Origin of the sequence: Marinobacter sp. MA, assembly GCF_048298425.1 — a bacterium.
Lineage (GTDB): Bacteria > Pseudomonadota > Gammaproteobacteria > Pseudomonadales > Oleiphilaceae > Marinobacter > Marinobacter salsuginis.
Map to the genome: position 1 here is coordinate 3897517 of NZ_CP103058.1, position 18855 is coordinate 3916371.

At 58.4% G+C, this 18855-nt stretch carries 16 protein-coding genes; 6 read left to right on the forward strand and 10 right to left on the reverse strand.

Annotated elements, in window-relative coordinates:
* The first annotated feature begins 82 nt into the window (after positions 1 to 82).
* The 3 genes from NUW46_RS18090 (at position 83) to NUW46_RS18100 (ending at position 3122) form a co-directional block, all read left to right on the forward strand.
* Complete coding sequence (locus NUW46_RS18090) at positions 83 to 1333, forward strand: lytic murein transglycosylase (protein ID WP_291904493.1); 1251 nt, start codon at positions 83 to 85, stop codon at positions 1331 to 1333.
* 62 nt (positions 1334 to 1395) lie between these two features.
* A complete protein-coding gene (locus NUW46_RS18095) occupies positions 1396 to 2424 on the forward strand; it encodes a metal-dependent hydrolase (RefSeq protein ID WP_418140859.1) in 1029 nt (342 codons plus the stop codon).
* 5 nt (positions 2425 to 2429) lie between these two features.
* Positions 2430 to 3122: a pseudouridine synthase gene (locus tag NUW46_RS18100; protein ID WP_418142059.1), complete on the forward strand. Its 693-nt coding sequence runs from the start codon at positions 2430 to 2432 to the stop codon at positions 3120 to 3122.
* A gap of 3 nt (positions 3123 to 3125) precedes the next feature.
* Here NUW46_RS18100 and NUW46_RS18105 read toward each other — a convergent pair whose 3' ends face one another.
* Together NUW46_RS18105 and pbpG are read right to left on the reverse strand one after the other, a co-directional pair.
* Positions 3126 to 3605 (reverse strand): asparaginase domain-containing protein, encoded by a 480-nt coding sequence (locus tag NUW46_RS18105; protein WP_136629875.1) that lies wholly within the window; start codon positions 3603 to 3605, stop codon positions 3126 to 3128.
* 19 nt (positions 3606 to 3624) lie between these two features.
* Positions 3625 to 4575 (reverse strand): D-alanyl-D-alanine endopeptidase, encoded by a 951-nt coding sequence (gene pbpG / locus NUW46_RS18110; protein ID WP_418140860.1) that lies wholly within the window; start codon positions 4573 to 4575, stop codon positions 3625 to 3627.
* Positions 4576 to 4800: 225 nt separating this feature from the next.
* On the opposite strand from pbpG, the gene NUW46_RS18115 reads away from it, so the two are divergent.
* A complete protein-coding gene (locus tag NUW46_RS18115) occupies positions 4801 to 7404 on the forward strand; it encodes an EAL domain-containing protein (RefSeq protein WP_418140861.1) in 2604 nt (867 codons plus the stop codon).
* Positions 7405 to 7416: 12 nt separating this feature from the next.
* Here NUW46_RS18115 and ilvD read toward each other — a convergent pair whose 3' ends face one another.
* On the reverse strand, positions 7417 to 9105 hold the full coding sequence (gene ilvD / locus NUW46_RS18120; RefSeq protein WP_069182160.1) for a dihydroxy-acid dehydratase: 1689 nt from the start codon (positions 9103 to 9105) through the stop codon (positions 7417 to 7419).
* Between the two features lie 178 nt (positions 9106 to 9283).
* Here ilvD and NUW46_RS18125 point away from each other — a divergent pair, with 178 nt between their 5' ends.
* Positions 9284 to 11701, forward strand: a complete 2418-nt coding sequence (locus tag NUW46_RS18125) for a xylulose 5-phosphate 3-epimerase (RefSeq protein ID WP_418140862.1) — start codon at positions 9284 to 9286, stop codon at positions 11699 to 11701.
* On the opposite strand, the gene NUW46_RS18130 is transcribed toward NUW46_RS18125, so the two are convergent.
* The 4 genes from NUW46_RS18130 to ald form a co-directional block, all read right to left on the reverse strand.
* Complete coding sequence (locus NUW46_RS18130) at positions 11682 to 13415, reverse strand: alkaline phosphatase D family protein (protein WP_418140863.1); 1734 nt, start codon at positions 13413 to 13415, stop codon at positions 11682 to 11684. The two genes, NUW46_RS18125 and NUW46_RS18130, sit on opposite strands and share 20 nt — an antisense overlap.
* 215 nt (positions 13416 to 13630) lie before the next feature.
* Positions 13631 to 14242: a Yip1 family protein gene (locus NUW46_RS18135; protein WP_222465536.1), complete on the reverse strand. Its 612-nt coding sequence runs from the start codon at positions 14240 to 14242 to the stop codon at positions 13631 to 13633.
* A 179-nt stretch (positions 14243 to 14421) separates the two neighbouring features.
* Complete coding sequence (locus tag NUW46_RS18140; protein WP_418140864.1) at positions 14422 to 14994, reverse strand: glutathione S-transferase family protein; 573 nt, start codon at positions 14992 to 14994, stop codon at positions 14422 to 14424.
* Between the two features lie 22 nt (positions 14995 to 15016).
* Positions 15017 to 16135, reverse strand: a complete 1119-nt coding sequence (gene ald, locus NUW46_RS18145) for an alanine dehydrogenase (RefSeq protein WP_418140865.1) — start codon at positions 16133 to 16135, stop codon at positions 15017 to 15019.
* A gap of 157 nt (positions 16136 to 16292) precedes the next feature.
* On the opposite strand from ald, the gene NUW46_RS18150 reads away from it, so the two are divergent.
* Positions 16293 to 17096, forward strand: a complete 804-nt coding sequence (locus NUW46_RS18150) for a dienelactone hydrolase family protein (protein WP_412536646.1) — start codon at positions 16293 to 16295, stop codon at positions 17094 to 17096.
* 52 nt (positions 17097 to 17148) lie between these two features.
* On the opposite strand, the gene NUW46_RS18155 is transcribed toward NUW46_RS18150, so the two are convergent.
* From NUW46_RS18155 to crcB, 3 genes are all read right to left on the reverse strand, one after another.
* Entirely contained in the window at positions 17149 to 17844 is a 696-nt protein-coding gene (locus NUW46_RS18155) for a lysophospholipid acyltransferase family protein (RefSeq protein WP_136629868.1), read from the reverse strand.
* Between the two features lie 171 nt (positions 17845 to 18015).
* Positions 18016 to 18222: a cold-shock protein gene (locus NUW46_RS18160; RefSeq protein ID WP_008172950.1), complete on the reverse strand. Its 207-nt coding sequence runs from the start codon at positions 18220 to 18222 to the stop codon at positions 18016 to 18018.
* Positions 18223 to 18461: 239 nt separating this feature from the next.
* Positions 18462 to 18842: a fluoride efflux transporter CrcB gene (crcB, locus tag NUW46_RS18165; RefSeq protein WP_069182168.1), complete on the reverse strand. Its 381-nt coding sequence runs from the start codon at positions 18840 to 18842 to the stop codon at positions 18462 to 18464.
* Between the last annotated feature and the right edge of the window lie 13 nt (positions 18843 to 18855).

The following is an 18855-nucleotide window of genomic DNA, read 5'->3' on the forward strand; positions in this document are numbered from 1 at the left end:
CCCCGGACAGTGTTTCTCCGGCTGGAAAACGCGCTAACATGGGCTCAGGATCATTCCACCATCAGCCTGATAGAGGTTTTGTGTGCTGACCAGACCTGCAAGGATTCTTCGCCAGGGCTGCCTGACCAGCGGCTTGTTGTTTTCCGGTTTTCTCTCTTTCCTGTCACTGCCTGTTCTCGCCCAGGACGGCGCTTATTCCGAGCCGGCAGGCTTTGCTGAATGCAAAGCACGGCTTCAGGAGCAGGCCATTACTGCCGGCGTCAGCAGCAAGACCGCCAGCGAGGTGATGTCCGAGGTCAGGCACCTGGCCCGGGTGATCGAGCTGGATCGGCGTCAACCGGAGTTCACCACCACATTTGCCGATTACCTGAACCGGCGCGTGAACGACGCCCGGGTCAGCAAAGGCCGTGAGCTTCTGAAGGAACACCAGGAGCTGCTGGCCAGAGTCACGCGGGAAACCGGCGTGCCTGCGCCCTATCTGGTAGCCTTCTGGGGCCTGGAAACCAATTTTGGCAGCTATTTCGGCAAGATGCCGGTGCCCAGCTCCCTGACAACACTGGCCTGCGATCCGCGCCGCAGCACCTTCTTCACCGAGCAGCTGATCGCCGCCCTGCGCATTATCGACGAGGGCGCCATTCCGGCCGACCAGATGGAAGGCTCCTGGGCCGGCGCCATGGGCCATGTCCAGTTCATGCCCACCGTCTTCCTGAAACACGCGGTGGATGCCGACGGCGATGGCCGGAGGGATCTCTGGAACAGCCTGCCGGACGCCATGATGTCGGCCGGCAGGTTCCTGGAATCCATGAACTGGAATGGCGACTATCGTTGGGGGCGTGAGGTGTTGCTGCCAGCGAATTTCGACTATTCCCTGGCAGATGGGCGTCGCCTGCCACTGAAAGAATGGCGAGAAATGGGGATCACCGATGCCTTTGGCAATGCCCTGGCCCGTGAACCGATTGATGCCGCCCTGGTGGTACCCGCAGGACATCGCGGCCCGGCGTTCCTTGCCTATGACAACTTCCGCGTGATCATGGGCTGGAACCGCTCCGAGTTCTACGCCATAGCCGTTGGTCATCTGGCGGACCGGATTGCCGGTGCCGGCAAGTTGCAGAACCCTCCGCCCGTGGATGCTCCAGCGCTGTCCCGCGACAACATCATCAGCCTGCAGAAAGCCCTTCAGCAAAAGGGCTATGAGCCCGGCAAGCCCGATGGGATCATGGGCCCGGCAACCAGGTCTGCGATCCGGCAGTTTCAGGCCGCTAACAACCTGGTGGCCGATGGCTATCCGGGAGAAGCGGTTCTGGCGCAGCTGGGAATACCGGCAGGCCAGTGATCCACGGGAGAGCCTTGGGCCTACTACTGCAGGTACCTTTCTTGACGCGAGACTGATCTGATATGGACTCCATAACGCAGGCTGCCCTGGGCGCCTCCCTGGCCGGCGCCGTAGCCGGCAAGACCCTTGGCCGCTCGGTTTTGCTGACGGGCGCCGTGCTGGGCACCCTGCCGGATCTGGATGTGGTCATCGACTACGGAACAGCGGTGGCTAACTTCACCCAGCATCGGGGGTTCAGCCACTCTCTCTTCATTCTCGCCCCTCTGGCGGTGGTGCTTGCCTGGCTGCTCTGGCGCTGGAAACCGCAACTGAGTTTCCAGCGATGGCTAGCGCTGACTGGCCTGATCCTGATCACGCACCCACTGCTGGACTCCTTTACCACCTACGGCACCCAGCTGTTCTGGCCCATCGGCCCTCCGGTGGCCATCAGCAGCATTTTCATCATCGACCCGCTCTATACCCTGCCCCTGCTGGCCGGCTGTCTGTTATTCCTGGCCCGGCCGCCTGCCAAATCGGCGGTCATCGCGGGGCTGGCCGTCTCCACTCTCTACCTTGGCTGGAGCCTGATTGCGCAACAGGTCATTACCCAAAGGGTGCAACCCGCGCTCGCGGAAGCCGGGCTGGACGACCCCGACCTGCTTGTTCAACCCATGCCTTTCAACACCCTGTTGTGGCGCGCCACGGCTCTGCAGGGTGACCAGCGGGTAGAGATTGTTACCGGCTTTCTGGACGGCGATACCCCTCTGAATCTTGAATATTTTCCGCGCCGCACGGATCTGCAGGAGGCAGTGTCGGATCTGCCCGAGGCCCAGCGCCTGGAATGGTTCACCCGTGGCTTCCTGGATTACGACCAGGTTGGTGACCGCATCATGGCCACCGACATCCGGCTGGGAATTCCCGGCGCGCACCCCTTTACCTTTGTTCTGGCAACCCGGAATGGCAGCGGTATCGACCCGACGGCAAGCTTCCGGACTCCCCGACCCGATGTGAACACCGAAGCCCTGGGGCTGCTCTGGTCCCGGATGACGGGAGAAACCCCGGTGCTTTGCCTGGCCAGCCTGAGCTCGCCAGCACCGGGACAGCGCTGTTGAATCGCATGCGACTCGACCAGTTTATTGCCACCAGTACCGAACTCTCCCGAAAAGACGCCAAACGGGCTATTAGCCGAGGTGAGGTAACTGTCAATGAACAGATCTGTAAGGGCGCCAATACCCGGTTGGCGGGCCATGAACGGGTGGCATTGTCCGGCAAACTCCTGAACCTGCCGGGAGAGCGCTACCTGATGATGAACAAGCCAGCAGGGGTGGTGAGCGCAACAACCGACAGTGACCACCCAACGGCACTCGACCTGTTGCCTTCAGATGTCACCCGGAACCTGCACATCGCCGGCCGCCTGGACGCAGACACCACCGGCTTGCTGCTGCTGACCACTGATGGCAAGTGGTCCCATCGGGTCACCTCACCACGAACCGATTGCCCCAAAACCTACCGGGTAACGCTGAGCGAACCGCTGACCGACGCAGCGGCACAACAACTGGAGCGTGGGGTGGAGTTGCACAACGACCCGAAGCCAACGCTACCGGCCGGGGTAAAGGTTCTGGAAGAACGAATCATCGAGCTCACGATTTCGGAAGGGCGCTACCATCAGGTCAAGCGTATGCTGGCAGCGGTTGGCAACCACGTCGACGCGCTGCATCGACTGAGGATCGGGAAGGTTGAACTGGATACAGCGTTAGGACCGGGTGAATACCGGGAACTGACCCCAGAGGAAAAAGACAGCCTGGCGTGACATTCAGGTGCGCTCGAAACGCTGCGCCTTCAGGTTCTTGCGCACGGCTCCGGCCTCGAACACCTCGCCATTCATCGCGATATAGACTCCCGGTGGCAACAACTGCACTGCGGCCCAGGCAAAGCCGATATTGAATACGGCATCGGTTCGACGCATGCGGGCCGGCTGCATGGCGCCGGTCAATACAATGGTCTTGTCCTTGAGGCGGGCCAATACTGCGGCCGTATCGGCCATGGTATCAGTGCCGTGGGTGATGACGATCCGGTCACAATCACATTCCGTCGCCGCCGCCAGCACCAGTTGGCGGTCCTCATCGGTCATTTCCAGGCTGTCCTTGCGCAGCAGTTCCCGCAGGCGATAGCCCTCGTGGATGTTGGATTCCGACAGCAGCTCCGGCAGCATGCTGTGCCCCACCTCGAACTCGCTGTTGGCATCGAAGTACACCTTGTCGATGGTGCCACCGGTCGTGAAGATCTGGATCATGGCGGAGTTCCTTTCAGGATCAGTTCACACTGACCGTGCTGTTACCTGCGGTCGCATAGGCCGCGTTCTTTTCCTGTTCATAGCGTCTGGCTGCCGCAGCCACCGAACCCCGGGCTCCGGTATCGAGCCAGCGCTTGATACGCCCGGCATCGCCCATGGGCGAGCGCGTACCCAACGAATCCAGCAAAACGGTCACAACCTCTTTACCGTTCATCTTCGAGATCATCACCAGACAACGCCCGGCCTCGGAGAGGTAGCCGGTCTTGCTCAATCCCACACCCCAGCTGTCGCGATGAACCAGGGCGTTGGTGTTACCAAACGACAGGCTGTAACGGGGCTGGCGGAACTGGCCACGGAAGTAACCGGTGGTGGAGTATTCCCGGATTTCCGGATATTCAGCCGCGGCGTTTACCAGCTTCACAAGGTCCGCAGCGGTGGAAAGATTCTCGGACGACAGTCCGGTCGGATCGACAAACCGGGTACCGGTCATGCCCAGGGCCACGGCCTTGGCGTTCATCGCCTCGATAAAGGCATCGAATCCACCGGGGTGGCTTCGGGCCAGGGTGTAGGCGGCAAAATTTTCAGAGGACATCAGTGCTATGCGCAATACATCTTTACGACGCATCTCCGAGTCGATACGGATCCGACTGTAAGCATTCGCGGCGGCGGGCGTGTGCCGCTCCCGGAAAACCAGCCACTCATCCAGCGGCTCTCCGGATTCCAGGACAACCAGGGCGGTCATGACCTTGGTGACCGAGGCAATGGGTACGGATCGGTCCGCATTCTTGCCGAAAATGAGTTCGTTATCGCCTGCCACCGCGACCGCCGCATTCACCGAAGCGAGCCTGGGGCCATTTTCTGTTTCCGCCTCCCGCTCCTGGGATTCGCCCCCCGTTTGATGTGCCACAAGCACCCCGGGCAGCCAGAGCAGCATCAAGATCACGTTAGGAGAAAAGCCGGCAAGTCTCATTTGTACAGATCCTGTGATTTATTCATGCGTAACACTATCGGTCCGGAAACAGACTTCTACAGATATGGCAGTCAGGTCTAACTATAACAGCGAATACCTTGTTTGATCAGGTGAAAAGTTTCTTGCGCCAATTTCACACAGCGAATGCACGTGCGTTTAGAATCCATTAAAATTCTGCCTGATTCATTGAGTTAGAAAACACACTCAGCGGGAATTGCACTTCATATGGACGACGGCACACAACAGACTGAAAAGGCCGTGCTGTCAGAACTCCGAGCCCAATCAGGGCTGACACCATTCCGACGCTGGCTACCCTTTCTGTTTCTTTTCGCTTCTATGGCCTACGGCCTTCTGGCAGCCTTGCTCCATCAACCTGCAAACCCGCTTTCGCCGCTGCCGCATGTTGACGCTCCCGCCTCAGCACCTCAGTCCCCTCGCATTGTGCAGATCGACTATCTGGTTGCACCTCTGGAGCAGGTTATCGACAACGAAAACTGGCGCCGGCAAAACTGGCAGGCAGCCCCTTCAGAGAACTCCGGCATTGGCTACTACGACGGCCCCGTCACCTTCAAGGTGACCGTGGAAAACCCCGGAACCGCAGACGTCGAACAGTGGGCACTGGTATCCGCACCTTACATCGACCGGCTCAGGCCCGCCATTCTCGATGAAAACGGCGTTTTCCAGAGGCTTCGCGAAATGGGAGACATCTACCCGTTCGGTAACCGGCTGGTCTCGCTACCACCATGGATCTGGCCAGTTTCATTACCAACGGGCACGTCCACACTCCTGTTCGAGGTTCAGAATACAGGCCCCACGTTGCTGCCCATTACCATTATGGAACCGAACAACGTCGTGAGCAGCATCGCAGGCACCATGGCCTGGAAGGCATTCATTACCGGCCTCCTCGTCTTTGCATTTTTGCTGAACCTCAGTTTCATGATGAAGTTCAGGCTTCCGGGACTGGCCTGGCTGGGCGTTCTCACGCTATCCGTTATTCACGTGCAGCTGGTCATGGAGGGCTTTGGACTCTGGTTAATCTGGCCAAACTTACCGGAAGTAAACGCACTACTGAACATCAGCTTGTGTCTTTGCCTCATCTCACTTTGCCAAATCACGCCAAACTTCATCCAGGTCTCTAGACTCCCGAGGCTGCTACTGAATGCGACGAGTGTGCTCGGCCTGTTGCACCTACTGGCCATGCCATTGCAGCTACCGTTGCTCGGGCAGGACTCCTTTCTGATACTGGCCCTCGCCGGTGGTTCAATGATTCTGGCCCTGGCTCTCAAACAGGCCCGGCACGAGGTGTATGCCCGCTACTTTGCTCTATCACTGCTCTGTATTCTCCTGGGCACAGTGATATCGGCAGCCCGGACTGTCGGCTGGGTCCCGGTGAACAGTTTTACCGACTCGGCATTCTTTATCGGCGCGGCGGCCGCGTCTCTCATTCTGACCAGTGGCATTGGCCGTCAAATACTGGAAGAGCGTAAAAAAAGGCTGAATTCCGATATTCGCGCCCGCCAGGAACGAAAGCTGCGATCTCACGTTGAGCAGAATTATAAAAAACTCCTCAAAACCCATAGCGTAACCGGCAAACCCAATCGGGCCATGCTCGAGGAGTCATTGGACCAGTTTGATAGCCAACAGCGGCCCTACACCGTCGCCATGATTCAATTGACCCGCTTTAACGAAATCGAGCAGGCGCTTGGCTATCGGACGGCAGAGGATCTGCTCAGAAGCTATCTGTGGGAGCTGGACGGATTTCTCAAACGGATCATGGGGGATCGGCTGATCATGGTTGACGGCTATGCGCTTGCCAGCATTGATACCAGCAACCATGCCTTCGCCTTTTACCAGAGCGATACTGCAGGCACTGATACGGAAAAACTGAAAACCATCGTGAACTGGTTGGGAGAGAACTTCCGCGAGGGCCGATTTTCGCTATCCTGGAGCCCTTCCGTGGGTATTGCTCATGCGCCGGAACATGGAGTCGACGCGTCAGCAATCCTGTCATCTGCCGGCTTTGCTGCCCTGAACACGCATCAGTCCCTGACGGTTTACGACCCGGCTATCGCAGACTTGCAGTACCAGCAGCAAATGCTGATGCTGGATATCGAAGAGGCGCTGGGCAACGGCTGCATATGGCTGGAATACCAACCGACAGTGCGTATAGAGGATGCAAGTATCGCGTCATTGGAAGCCCTGATCCGCTGGCAACATCCGGATTTCGGGACAGTTGCCCCGGATCGATGGATCCCGTTAGCCGAACAGGTCGGGATGATTCACCATGTTACGCTCTGGGTGGTCGACCGTGTCTGTGAAGAAATGAGCGCCCTGAAGTCTCGACACGGAGACCACATTGCAGTCGCGGTCAATATTTCTGCAAACGATCTCACCTATCCAGACTTTCTTGAAAAGGTGAAGGGGATTGTTCAGCGCCATGGAGCACAGCCCTCCGACCTGATTCTGGAGATTACCGAAACAGCGATGATGGCCGACACAGCCCTGGCACAGGAAGTCATTCGGACACTCAGCCACAGCGGGTTCAGAATTGCCGTCGATGATTTTGGAACGGGGCACTCTTCGCTGGGAACCCTTGCCACATTCGAGCTGGACGAGTTGAAAATCGATCGTAGTTTTCTCAGCGGCATACTCACCCAACCGGCCCGACAGCGAATATTCCGGGCGGCGCTGGACCTGGGCGAGGCCCTGGAGCTGGATGTCGTAATCGAAGGCGTGGAGGAGGAAGCTATCGCCGCCTGGCTGCAGCAGTTCCCCGGCCTTTACGGCCAGGGATACTACTGGGGTAAGCCAGAACCGTTGAAGAGCTGAGCTCCAGCTATATCACGGCAGATCGGTCACCGCCCCTTTTGAGGCCGAACTTACTGTTCGCGAATACTTCGCCAGTGTGCCTCGAGTAAATCGCGGAGGCGGCGCCTGCCAGGCCTGGCGCCGGCGTTCCAGCTCTTCACCGGAGACGTCCAGCTCAATCCGGTTGCTGACGGCATCAATGGTAACGGTGTCGCCATCCTCAACCAGTGCAATGGGGCCGCCTTCGGCCGCTTCCGGCGTAATATGACCAACCACAAAGCCATGGCTGCCGCCGGAGAAACGGCCATCGGTTATCAACGCCACGTCGCTACCCAGGCCCTTGCCCATGATGGCGGAGGTTGGGCTCAGCATCTCCCGCATGCCCGGTCCACCTTTGGGGCCTTCATAACGGATAACCAACACATCGCCGGCCACCACCGTGCCGTCGAGAATCCGCTCCTGGGCCTCTTCTTCCGAATGGAATACCCGGGCACGGCCAGTAAAGTGAGTACCTTCCTTGCCGGTAATCTTCGCCACTGCCCCGGTTGGCGCCAGGTTCCCGAACAGGATCCGTAAATGGCTGTCCGCCTTGATCGGATTATCAAAGGCATGAATGATGTCCTGTCCCTCCGGATAGGGCGCCACGTCGGCCAGGTTTTCCGCAATGGTCTGGCCGGTTACAGTCAGGCAGTCCCCATGCAGCAGCCCATGATCGAGCAGCATCTTCATAAGCGGCTGAATGCCGCCAATGGCCACCAACTCCGACATCATGTAGTGGCCACTCGGGCGAAGATCCGCCAGCACCGGCACCCGCTTGCCAATCTCGACAAAATCCTCCAGTTCCAGATCCACACCGATCGTGCTGGCCATGGCCAGCAGGTGCAGCACCGCATTGGTGGAACCGCCCAGGGCAATCACCACGGTGATGGCGTTTTCGAAGGCTTTGCGGGTCATGATGTCGCTGGGTTTGATGTCTTTCTCCAGCAGATTCAGCACTGCGGCACCGGCACCACGACAATCCGCCGCCTTTGTATCTGATACGGCATTCTGCGCGGAACTTCCCGGCAGGCTCATGCCCATGGCCTCGATGGCCGACGCCATGGTGTTGGCGGTGTACATGCCACCACAGGAGCCTGGCCCCGGTATCGCGGTTTCCTCGATCTGCTTGACCTCGATCAGATCCAGGTCGCCACGGGCATGGGCACCCACGGCCTCAAACACGGAGATGATATCGGTATGGTTCTCGCCGGGCATGATCGTGCCGCCGTAGACAAACACCGATGGCCGGTTCAGGCGCGCCAACCCCATCATGCAACCGGGCATGTTCTTGTCACATCCACCGATCGCCACCAGGCCATCGAAGCCCTCGCAACCTGCCACCGTCTCAATGGAATCGGCGATCACCTCCCGGGACACCAGGGAATACTTCATACCCTCGGTACCGTTGGCAATGCCGTCCGATATCGTGATGGTATTGAAGATCAGCGACTTGCCGCCTGCCTCATCGGCGCCGGCAGCAGACTCTTCCGCCAGCTGATTGATGTGCATGTTGCAGGGCGTGAGGTTACTCCACGTAGACGCAATACCGATCTGGGGCTTTTTGAAATCCTCATCGGTAAACCCGACGGCCCGAAGCATGGCTCGGCTGGCGGATTTGCCAATGCCATCAACCACCGGAGCCGAATATTTACGGCGCTTGTCCTGGTTCTTGTCTTGCGTCATGGGAGTCTCCTTTTCAGATGCCTTGTCCGACCAGACTCTCAGAAACCATCGCATTCGGCAACGGGCGGGCGAACAAGCCTGCCCGCAGAAAGATGCAGTTTCGACTGACCTGCATCAATGGCAGTTAACAGCGGTGGTTTTAAAATCCACTGACATACTGACGCCATGGAGGCATCTCATGCCATCGCCAATTCACTCAGCACCGGCGGATCACACCGCTACCGACTGCCCGGATTACCGGCGCTGGTGCGATGGCTATGGCGTCATCGAGCACAACGAAACCACGCGACATCAGGTCAGGTTGCTGGCAGAGCATCTGGTTGTCGCCGGCCACCAGCCGGACGCCGCCACCGTTTATCGCAGGCTTGCCGATCTGGACCGGCTGACCAGTGCCGGGCTGTGGCTGGTGGTGCATATGACCTATGCCCGCCGGGTCGATGTCTCCGGTCAACCCCTGGCACCCCAGGATTTCAAAACCAATCCGGAAGGTCACACTGGCGGTGCACTGAATATGGTACCGGCCTATGCCGGCTATCTCGCCCTGAACAACCTGACCGGACGGACGCGGAGCTGGTTGATGGGCCAGGGACATTGCGTGGCCGCGGTGGATGCCCTGAATGTCCTCACCGGAAACCTGCATCCGGAACAGGCAGAACGTTATCGCGGGCCCGACGGGCTTTCCACCCTGGTGGCCGATTTCTACAGCTACCGGCAGAAGCCGGATGGCAGCATGGCAGCCCCTCTTGGCAGCCATGTCAATCCGCACACCGCCGGTGGCATTCTCGAAGGTGGTTACCTGGGTTTTGCCGAACTCCAGTATGCCCACATGCCCTTGCCGGGAGAGTCCCTGGTGGCCTTCCTCTCGGACGGCGCTGCCGAGGAACAGCGCGGTAGTGACTGGATCCCCCGCTGGTGGCGCGCCGAGGACTGTGGCGCCGTGATGCCGGTCTTGATTGCCAACGGCCGGCGCATCGAACAGCGCACCGAACTGGGTACCCGCGAGGGCCTCGAACGTTTTGAAGCACACCTTGAGCACCGGGGCTTCGTGCCCTTCCGTTTCGATGGCCGGGATCCTGCCGCGTTTGTCTGTGCCCTGTATGAGATGGAGCAGGCTCTGGCTACCAATGGCGAGGCCGCTCTGAGGGGCGAAAGCAGCTATCCCGTGCGGGTGCCCTATGGCATAGCGGAAACCAACAAGGGTTACGGGTTCTATGGTGCCAGCAGCAACGCTGCGCACAACCTGCCGTTGCCCGGCAACCCGCGCATGGACGCCCGGGCCAGAGAGCTGTTTAACGAACATGCAGCCAGATTGTGGGTGGCTCCTGACGAACTGCTCAGCTGTATTGCTCAGCTGAACCAGCACGCCGGGCAATCACGTGCCCTGGAACGGGACCATGCCCTCGCAGTGCGCAATCCACCGGATCCCGTGATCCCGAGACTGCCGGCCAATCCCGCCCCCACCTCGCCCATGAAGGCCGTGGATGATTTTTTCCGGGCTCTGGTGGCCAACAACCCGGGGCTCAGGGCTCGAGTGGGCAATCCGGACGAACTGGCAAGCAACCGGCTTGAGGGTGTCCTTGAAGATCTGAAACACCGGGTAAACGAACCCGAGAACGATCAGGAATCGGTCCATGGCAAGATCATCACGGCCCTGAACGAAGAAGCCGTGGTATCTGCTTGCCTGGCCAACAAGGCCGGCTTGAACCTGGTGGCCAGCTATGAGGCGTTCTGCGTGAAGATGCTCGGCGCCATCCGCCAGGAGCTGATCTTTGCCCGGCACCAGAAGGAAGTGGGTCGACCGGCACGCTGGCTCGGACTGCCGGTTATTGCCACCTCACATACCTGGGAAAACGGCAAGAACGAGCAATCCCACCAGGACACCACCTTCTGCGAGAGCATGCTCGCGGAGATGAATGACGTGTCCCGGGTCCTGTTTCCGGCAGACTACAACAGCACCCTGGCGACGCTGCCCTCGGTGTTCAGTGAAAGAGGCAGGATCACGTGCATGGTCATCCCGAAACGTGAACGCCCCTGTGTGTTTGACAGACGGGAAGCGGAACTGCTGGCCAGACATGGTGCCCTGGTGGTCGATGAGGATACCGCCGGTGGCGAACCGTTGCTGCTCATGGCCAATGGTGCCTATCAGTTGTCCGAGGCCATCCGGGCGTGTGAACGATTGCGTGAAACCGGCACCCCATTCCGGCTGGTCTATATCCAGGAGCCGGGCAGGTTCCGCCAGCCAAGGGACACGATGGAAGCAGAGGTATGCCTGTCGGAATTCGAGAGGGAGCGACTGTTCCCCCATCGCATTCACCGGCGGGTAGCCCTGACTCACATGCGGCCTGAGGTGTTCCGGGGCCACCTCTACCCGTTGTTCCCTGACCCGTCCCAATCCCGGGTTCTGGGCTACATCAACCGCGGGGGCACACTGAACGAGGCCGGCATGCTGTTTGCCAACGGCTGCTCCTGGGGCCATGCCCTGGCTGCCTGCGCGGGTGTTATGGACAAGCCACCGGGGGAGTGGCTGTCCAGCGCCGAGTTGGCAGCGGTTGAGGGCCGGGGCGACCCGGCCGTTATTACACGGGGTCTGCCATGAGTACGCCCTGACCCGCCAATACCCGTCGAGAAGCTGTTCGGCCCGCATCGATCTGGTACTCCCGGGACTTGATGGTGTCCACGAAGTACCAGTCCGCTTTTGCTTCTTCCGGAGTGAAGGTAACCAGCATGTATCCCCGCTGATTCACATTCAGGTAATCCAGATCATCGACCAGCAGACTGATCGCCTGTTCCGCACCCTGAATCATCTCATCCGGAATGCCCAGGTACTCCTCCAGACCGGGTGATGTCACCGAGGCCGTGGCGAATTCCACGCCAATCTGGCCCCCATTGATGTCCTTCAGATTGTTGGCCCAGGCATTGTGGGTATCTCCGGCCAGCACGACCAGATTCTTGTTCAGCGCCTTGGCGGTCCCCAGAACCACCTCCCGCTCGTACTGGTAGCCATCCCAGGCGTCCAGATTGTAGGGGGCAACGGTGTTGATGCGAGCCAATTCCTCTTGCGTCAGAGACGGATCCCCCTGGAGGGCGCGACCTTTGAGCTGCGCCAGTTCGGCCAGGTTTTGTGGCAGGCCTTCAAACTGCTCGGTAGCAATTGCTACCAGCAGTTCCGCGGGCAGATTCATACGGCCCATCAGTACCTGTTGCCCCAACACCTGCCACGTGGCCGTGGAATAGTTCAGGGAAGACTGCAGCCACAGCAACTGCTCCGCGCCCAGCAGGGTGCGGTTCTGACTGCCGACATCCGCAGTAAAACGGGCCGCATCCAGCCCTTCGCCTGTGAAGTAGTCCATATAGTCCAGTTGCTGGTCGCGCCCGATAATGCGGGTATCCAGCATGTGAAGATCCACCAGATTGCCGAACCGGAAGGTCCGGAAGATAGCTTCGTCGCTGCCTTCGATCACCGGCCGGATCGGCATCCACTCGAAATAGGCCTTGAGGGCATTGAGTTTGCGTTCGGTGAAATCCCCTTCTCCGTCATTATGGTTTTCGGCGCCCTCCTCCCAGGTGTCGTTGGCCACTTCATGGTCGTCCCACACCACGATAAACGGCACTCTGGCATGGAGAGACTGAAGATCCGGGTCTGACCGGTACGCAGCGTAACGCCTGCGATAATCCGCCAGTTCAATCAGCTCAAGGTTGTTGTTCTCGGGGAAGGTCCGGCCCAGGTCCTGGGCATCCTGAGCCGCATAGCTGCTGCTGTCAGAGCTGTATTCGTAGATGTAATCGCCCAGATGCACCACGGCATCCAGATCAGTCTGTTTACTGATTTCCCGGTAGACGTTGAAGTAACCGGCCGGGTAATTCGAACAGGACACCACGGCCAGACGCACCGAGTCGATACTGCCCTCCGGCAATGTCCGGGTTACGCCCACCGGTGACTGACGATCGGTCGTCTGGAAGCGATAATAGTAGGTTTGCCCGGGCACAAGACCGCGCACATCCACCTTGACGGTGAAATCATGGGCTGCAGCAGCCTCCGCTGTACCCGAATGCACCAGGTTCTCGAAATCCTCGTCCGTGGACACCTCCCAGGCCACGCCCACCGGGGCGCCGCCATTCGCAGGCGCTGCCCGGGTCCAGAGCATGACACCGTCAGCAAGCGGATCGCCACTGGCCACACCGTGAGTGAAGGTGATTGTGCGCTCATCCGAGCTGTCCAGCACACAGCCTGCCAGGCCGGTAGAGACCACCACGGCCCCCATACCCATGGCTGATGCCTTCAGAAAATCCCGTCGTGTCAATCGTTTCATTGTTATGTCTTCCCCTGCATTCATCCTTCATAGCCCGGCATCCTGCGATCCTTGCCGGTACTACTCCAACTGAAGAACCTAGTCGGGCTTCGTTAAGAACGCATTGCCAAATTGCGACAGGGGGATGGCAAATCACGACAGGCCTGCGCTAACTGCCAGAATTCATAAAAAAGGGGAGCTCGATGCTCCCCCTTGGCATTCCGTTCAGATCCGGCCTATCCGCTGACGAATACCGGCCCTACGCCAAAGTTCCAGAGGATGACCGAGCCGACCCGTGTCGATACCAGAATCACCAGGGCAACAGTCAACAACGCACCGGCATACATGACGGCCCGTTCCTTCTCGATACCCATGACAATCGGCAGCCCGTCGTACATGAGGTAAGCCCCATAGCAGGCCGCAACCAGGAAAACGATGGCGTTGAACCAGGGCACCGGATACAGCAGGGCAAAACCCGCCAGGAACAGGGGCGTGCAGGAGTATGCTGCCAGGGCAATGCCGTTGGAGGGCACGTGTTCCTCCTTGGCACCATAGGTTTTCGCCATCCAGTTAATGGCATAGCCGAGTGCGAAAACGCCGACCAGCATCGCCAGATAGGTGAGCACACTGAGCTGCATCGCACTGATCTCGGTTAACTTGATCAGCCGCTCGTTGCCGACCGTCCAGCCAAAATAGGCCGTCGAAATGTAGGCGCAAACCGGTGCAATGGCCGCAAGAATCAGGACATAGGCCACGTAGACCCGGCGCGGTGTTTCATGTTCTTTTCGTATGGAAGCCCACTCTTCATCAGGATGGGTGAAGAGACCGAACGCATGTGACAGGAGCATGGACAACCCCCTTCTTCGCTGTTGTTGGTATTGTGAAATACGGGATGCGGAAACTGTCAGATCAGCAACCACTCCTTACTCTTAACTATAGTCAAGAATGGCGGATGGGAAAGGCAGAGTGCTCAAAAAATGCCCTGACATGGGCTGAGGGGCGGCCGGCAGTGGCCGGCCGCCTGAAATCAGGCGTTGCGGGGATCAGTTTCTGCAACCCAGGGGTAATCCCTGCGGCTGTCACGGTAGGACAACAGGCTTTCCACGCCCGAGAAGTCCACCAGGTCCCTGAATTCGAGCCAGTCCACCAGGCAGTAAAGGCAGATAGCTGGGTAATTCCAGGTTTCGAACTGACCGTCCTCCACCATCGCCGCCAGCGTACGTAAGGTGGTCATGATCCTCTCACGCTGGAGGTTGTAGAACATCAGATCTGCGCCAGTGTCGATACCGGATTTTTCCGAAAGCAGCATGGTGACCGCAGAATCATTGGCGCCGTCAATCATGGTGAGCTGGTTTTCCTGGTCCCAGGTCAGCGGATCACGGCCCTGCTTGGCACTGATGTAACGGGCGATAATCCGGGAATCATAGATTTCCTGACCGCCGTCTTCGAGCACCGGAATTTTCAGTGTCGGATTGTTGCGCCGCAGTTCATCCCGACCTTCACCATAGATATTGAGATTGACGAATTCATAGGGCTCTTCATCCAGCAGGATACGAATGCGCCGAACGTAGGGTGAAGTAGTGGATCCGATCAGTTTCATGGTTTCTCCGAGGGTTTCACACTCAGGATCCCAACAGGGATTCAGGGTTTGTGTATGGGTGCCCGGTCGCCTCTGCCACTTCCCTGTAAGTCACCTTGCCAGCGGCCACGTTCAGCCCGGCCCTGAGATGCGGATCTTCCTTCATCGCCCGGTCCGGGCCCTTGTTAGCCAGGGCTGCCACAAAGGGCAAGGTGACGTTATTCAGCGCCAGTGTGGACGTGCGCGCCACGGCACCCGGCATATTCGCCACGCAGTAATGTACCACACCGTCGACAATATACGTGGGATCGTCGTGGGTGGTTGCCCGCGAGGTTTCAGTACAGCCGCCCTGATCAATGGCGACATCCACGATAACGCTACCCTCCGGCATGCGACGGATCATGTCACGGGTAATCAGCTTGGGCGCAGAAGCGCCGGGAATGAGCACACTGCCAACGACCAGATCCGATTCCGTTACCGCCTGATCAAGAGTCTGGGCCGTGGAAAACAGTGTGGTGATGCGGTTGCCATACAGGTGGTCCAGTTGTCGGAGCACATCCATATTCCGGTCCAGCACCGTCACCTGCGCGCCGAGACCGACCGCCATGGCAACGGCGTTCTGGCCGACAACACCACCGCCAATCACCGCGACCCGAGCCGGGCTGACACCGGGCACACCGCCCAGGAGGACACCGCGCCCACCCATGGCCTTCTCAAGACAATGGGCGCCTGCCTGAATCGACATACGCCCCGCCACTTCCGACATCGGCGCCAACAGGGGCAAATGGCCCGCACGGTCGGTGACAGTTTCGTAGGCTATACAGGTGGCGCCAGACTGCACCAGGTCATCGGTCTGTGCCTTGTCCGGAGCGAGATGCAGATAGGTGAAGAGTGTATGTTCCGGTTTCAGCAGTGCCCGTTCCTCGGCCTGTGGCTCCTTGACCTTGACGATAAGCTCGGCAGTGTCGAAAACCTCCCTCGCGGTATCAACAATACCGGCCCCCGCCTGACGATAATCATCATCGGAAAACCCGATGGCAACGCCTGCCCCGGTTTCCACAAACACCTCATGATTGTGGCCACACAGCTCGTGAACGGCCGCCGGCGTCATGCCTACACGGTATTCGCGGTTCTTGATCTCCCTCGGCACGCCGATTTTCATACACAACCTCCAAAACAATCGGGATTCACCAGTGTCTGAATGTAGTGTAGTCAAAAGGTCCTATACTGGGTTGGCAACTGATTGCATCGGTTTACCCGTTCCGGGCGTAGATCTCCGGACAAAAAGACAATCCGACCCAAAAGGAGCAGGACTGATCATGAGAACCCTGAAAGCAACAGCGGCAGTGGCAACCCTCTCACTTACTCTGGCAAGCACGCAGGTACTGGCAGAAATGCAAACCAAGACCGTCGAATACAAGATCGGTGAGACCACCTTCACCGGCTACATGGCCTGGGATGACGAGTTCGAGGAGAAGCGCCCGGGCGTTCTGGTGGTTCACGAGTGGTGGGGCCACAATGAATTCGCCCGGGACCAGGCAGAGCGGCTTGCAGCATCTGGCTACACGGCGTTTGCCCTGGATATGTATGGCTCCGGCAAGCTGGCAGACCATCCCGATACCGCCCAGAAGTTCATGCAGGAAGCGACCAAGGATATAGACCAGGTAAAGGCGCGTTTCCTGAAGGCGATGGAAATCCTGCAGAATCATGAAAGCGTTGATGCTTCCCGCATTGCCGCACAAGGCTACTGCTTTGGCGGGGCGGTGGTCCTGAACATGGCCCGTATGGGCGTGGACCTGGACGGCGTCGTCAGCTACCACGGCGCCCTTGGAAGTCCAATCACCGCGGAAGCTGGAACCGTGACAGCCAGGGTTCAGGTATATACCGGTGGCGCCGACAAGATGGTTCCTTCAGAGCAGGTCGCCGGTCTGGTAAAAGAGATGCAGGACGCAGAAGTCGACCTCACGCTGGTCAGTTTCCCGGGAGTGCTGCACTCATTTACCAATCCCGGCGCTGACAAGGTCGCCGAGGAGTTCGGTATGCCGATTGGCTATGACGAAGAAGCCGCGAACCGCTCCTGGAACGGCACCATGCGTTTCTATGAGGAGATTTTCGCCCGGTAACACAGTGGGCTCTGAAAAACCGGAACCCGGCCTGACCGCCGGGTTTTGGTTTTTAAAGGGAAGACGCAATGCTGTTGCGAACGTCCGTCATAAGGTCATCCAGCGGCAACGCCCCGGAGGCCATCGGGGGATGGATGACAATCTCAATCTCACCGCTGCTGAACGCCGCAGAGCCCTTGGGTAAACGCTGGTGAGAGCCGCAGATGGTGATCGGAAGGATCGGAAGCTGGCCGTCCTGGGCAATGACAAAGCCACCTTTCTTGAAGGGCAGCAATTTGCCATCCCACGAACGGGTACCTTCCGGAAAGATCAGTATGCTGGTGCCATCCGGAAGCTGGCCAACCCCACGCTTGATGCTCTCCAATGCATCGCTGCCTTTGGAGCGGTCGATAAACAGGTTGCGTGAAGTTTCCAGGGCCAATCCGAACAGGGGTACCTTGCGCAGCTCCTTCTTGATCACCCATCGGTACTGCAGGCCGAGCGCAAGCACCAGCGCGGGCGGGTCAAAGTAGGATGCATGATTGCTTAGAATCACGTAGCGCTGGCCCGGCTCAATGTTTTCCTTGCCACGCACTCTGAGCCGAATACCGCAGACTTTCAGGATGATCCAGGCATAAACCTGGGTGCCATGGAAGGCTGCATCCCCCCGCTTTCCCACCAGGGCTGCAATCACAATCGGAAAAAACAGAATCAGGGTCAGCAGTATGGCCCAGAACAGGATCCAGGCAGCTTTTAGCACTCGGAGCATGTAACGATTCCTGGAGATCTCGACTTCCGCTTAAACGAGCAGCAGGCCCGTAAAGATTACACAAAGAAGGGATAATGACAAAAGCGAGGCATGACCCAATGTCCTTTTTCAGACATTAAAAAAGGCAGCCGAAGCTGCCTTTTTGGCGGTTATTGCCGAATCCGTCAGGGATTACAGGGCAACAACGTTCTCCGCCTGAGGACCTTTCTGGCCCTGGGTAACGGTGAACTCAACCTGCTGGCCTTCTGCCAGGGTCTTGAAACCGCTGCCCTGAATAGCGCTGTAGTGAACAAAAACGTCCGGGCCGCCTTCACGAGTGATAAAGCCAAAGCCTTTTGCTTCGTTGAAGAACTTAACAGTACCGGTAGTAGTAGACATACTTAAACTTCCTGAAATCAATCATATTATCTGCCGCCTCGCACCTGCATGGTGTCAGGTCGGCGTTTTGCGGAAATACAGAACTCGCGGAATCAAAAACAGGACGGTCACTACTAACTGCGGAGGTACGTCTTATTCATGAAATGCTTTGCTGAATCTTTCCTACGCCCTTCACTGTACTCCTGAATCAGAAGCTTGCCAAGGGTATTTTCGAGAATTTATGTAGGTAGTGGTACCCATCATCCCTTCAACAGACCGAAGGTGTAAATTCCCAACGCTGTCATGAGGATGGAGCCGATCACGTGCGCCAGGATGCCGGTAATCGCCATCGCCCATTTGCCCTCCTGGATGGCGGCAAACATCTCGAGCGAGAAGGTGGAAAAAGTGGTCAATGCGCCACACAGGCCGGTGATTGCAAACAGTCGCCATTCCGGTGCGAGCGCGCTGCCATGGCTAAAGTAGCCAATCAGCAAGCCGATCAGCCAGCCGCCGCTGAGATTGGCAACCAGGGTTCCGTAAGGCACGGCATGGTAGGTGGTGTTAAGCCACAAACCGAGGGCCCAACGCAGGTTGGCGCCGATCACGGCGCCAACGCTGACTGCTACAAAAGACAACCACATTTCAGGACAGATC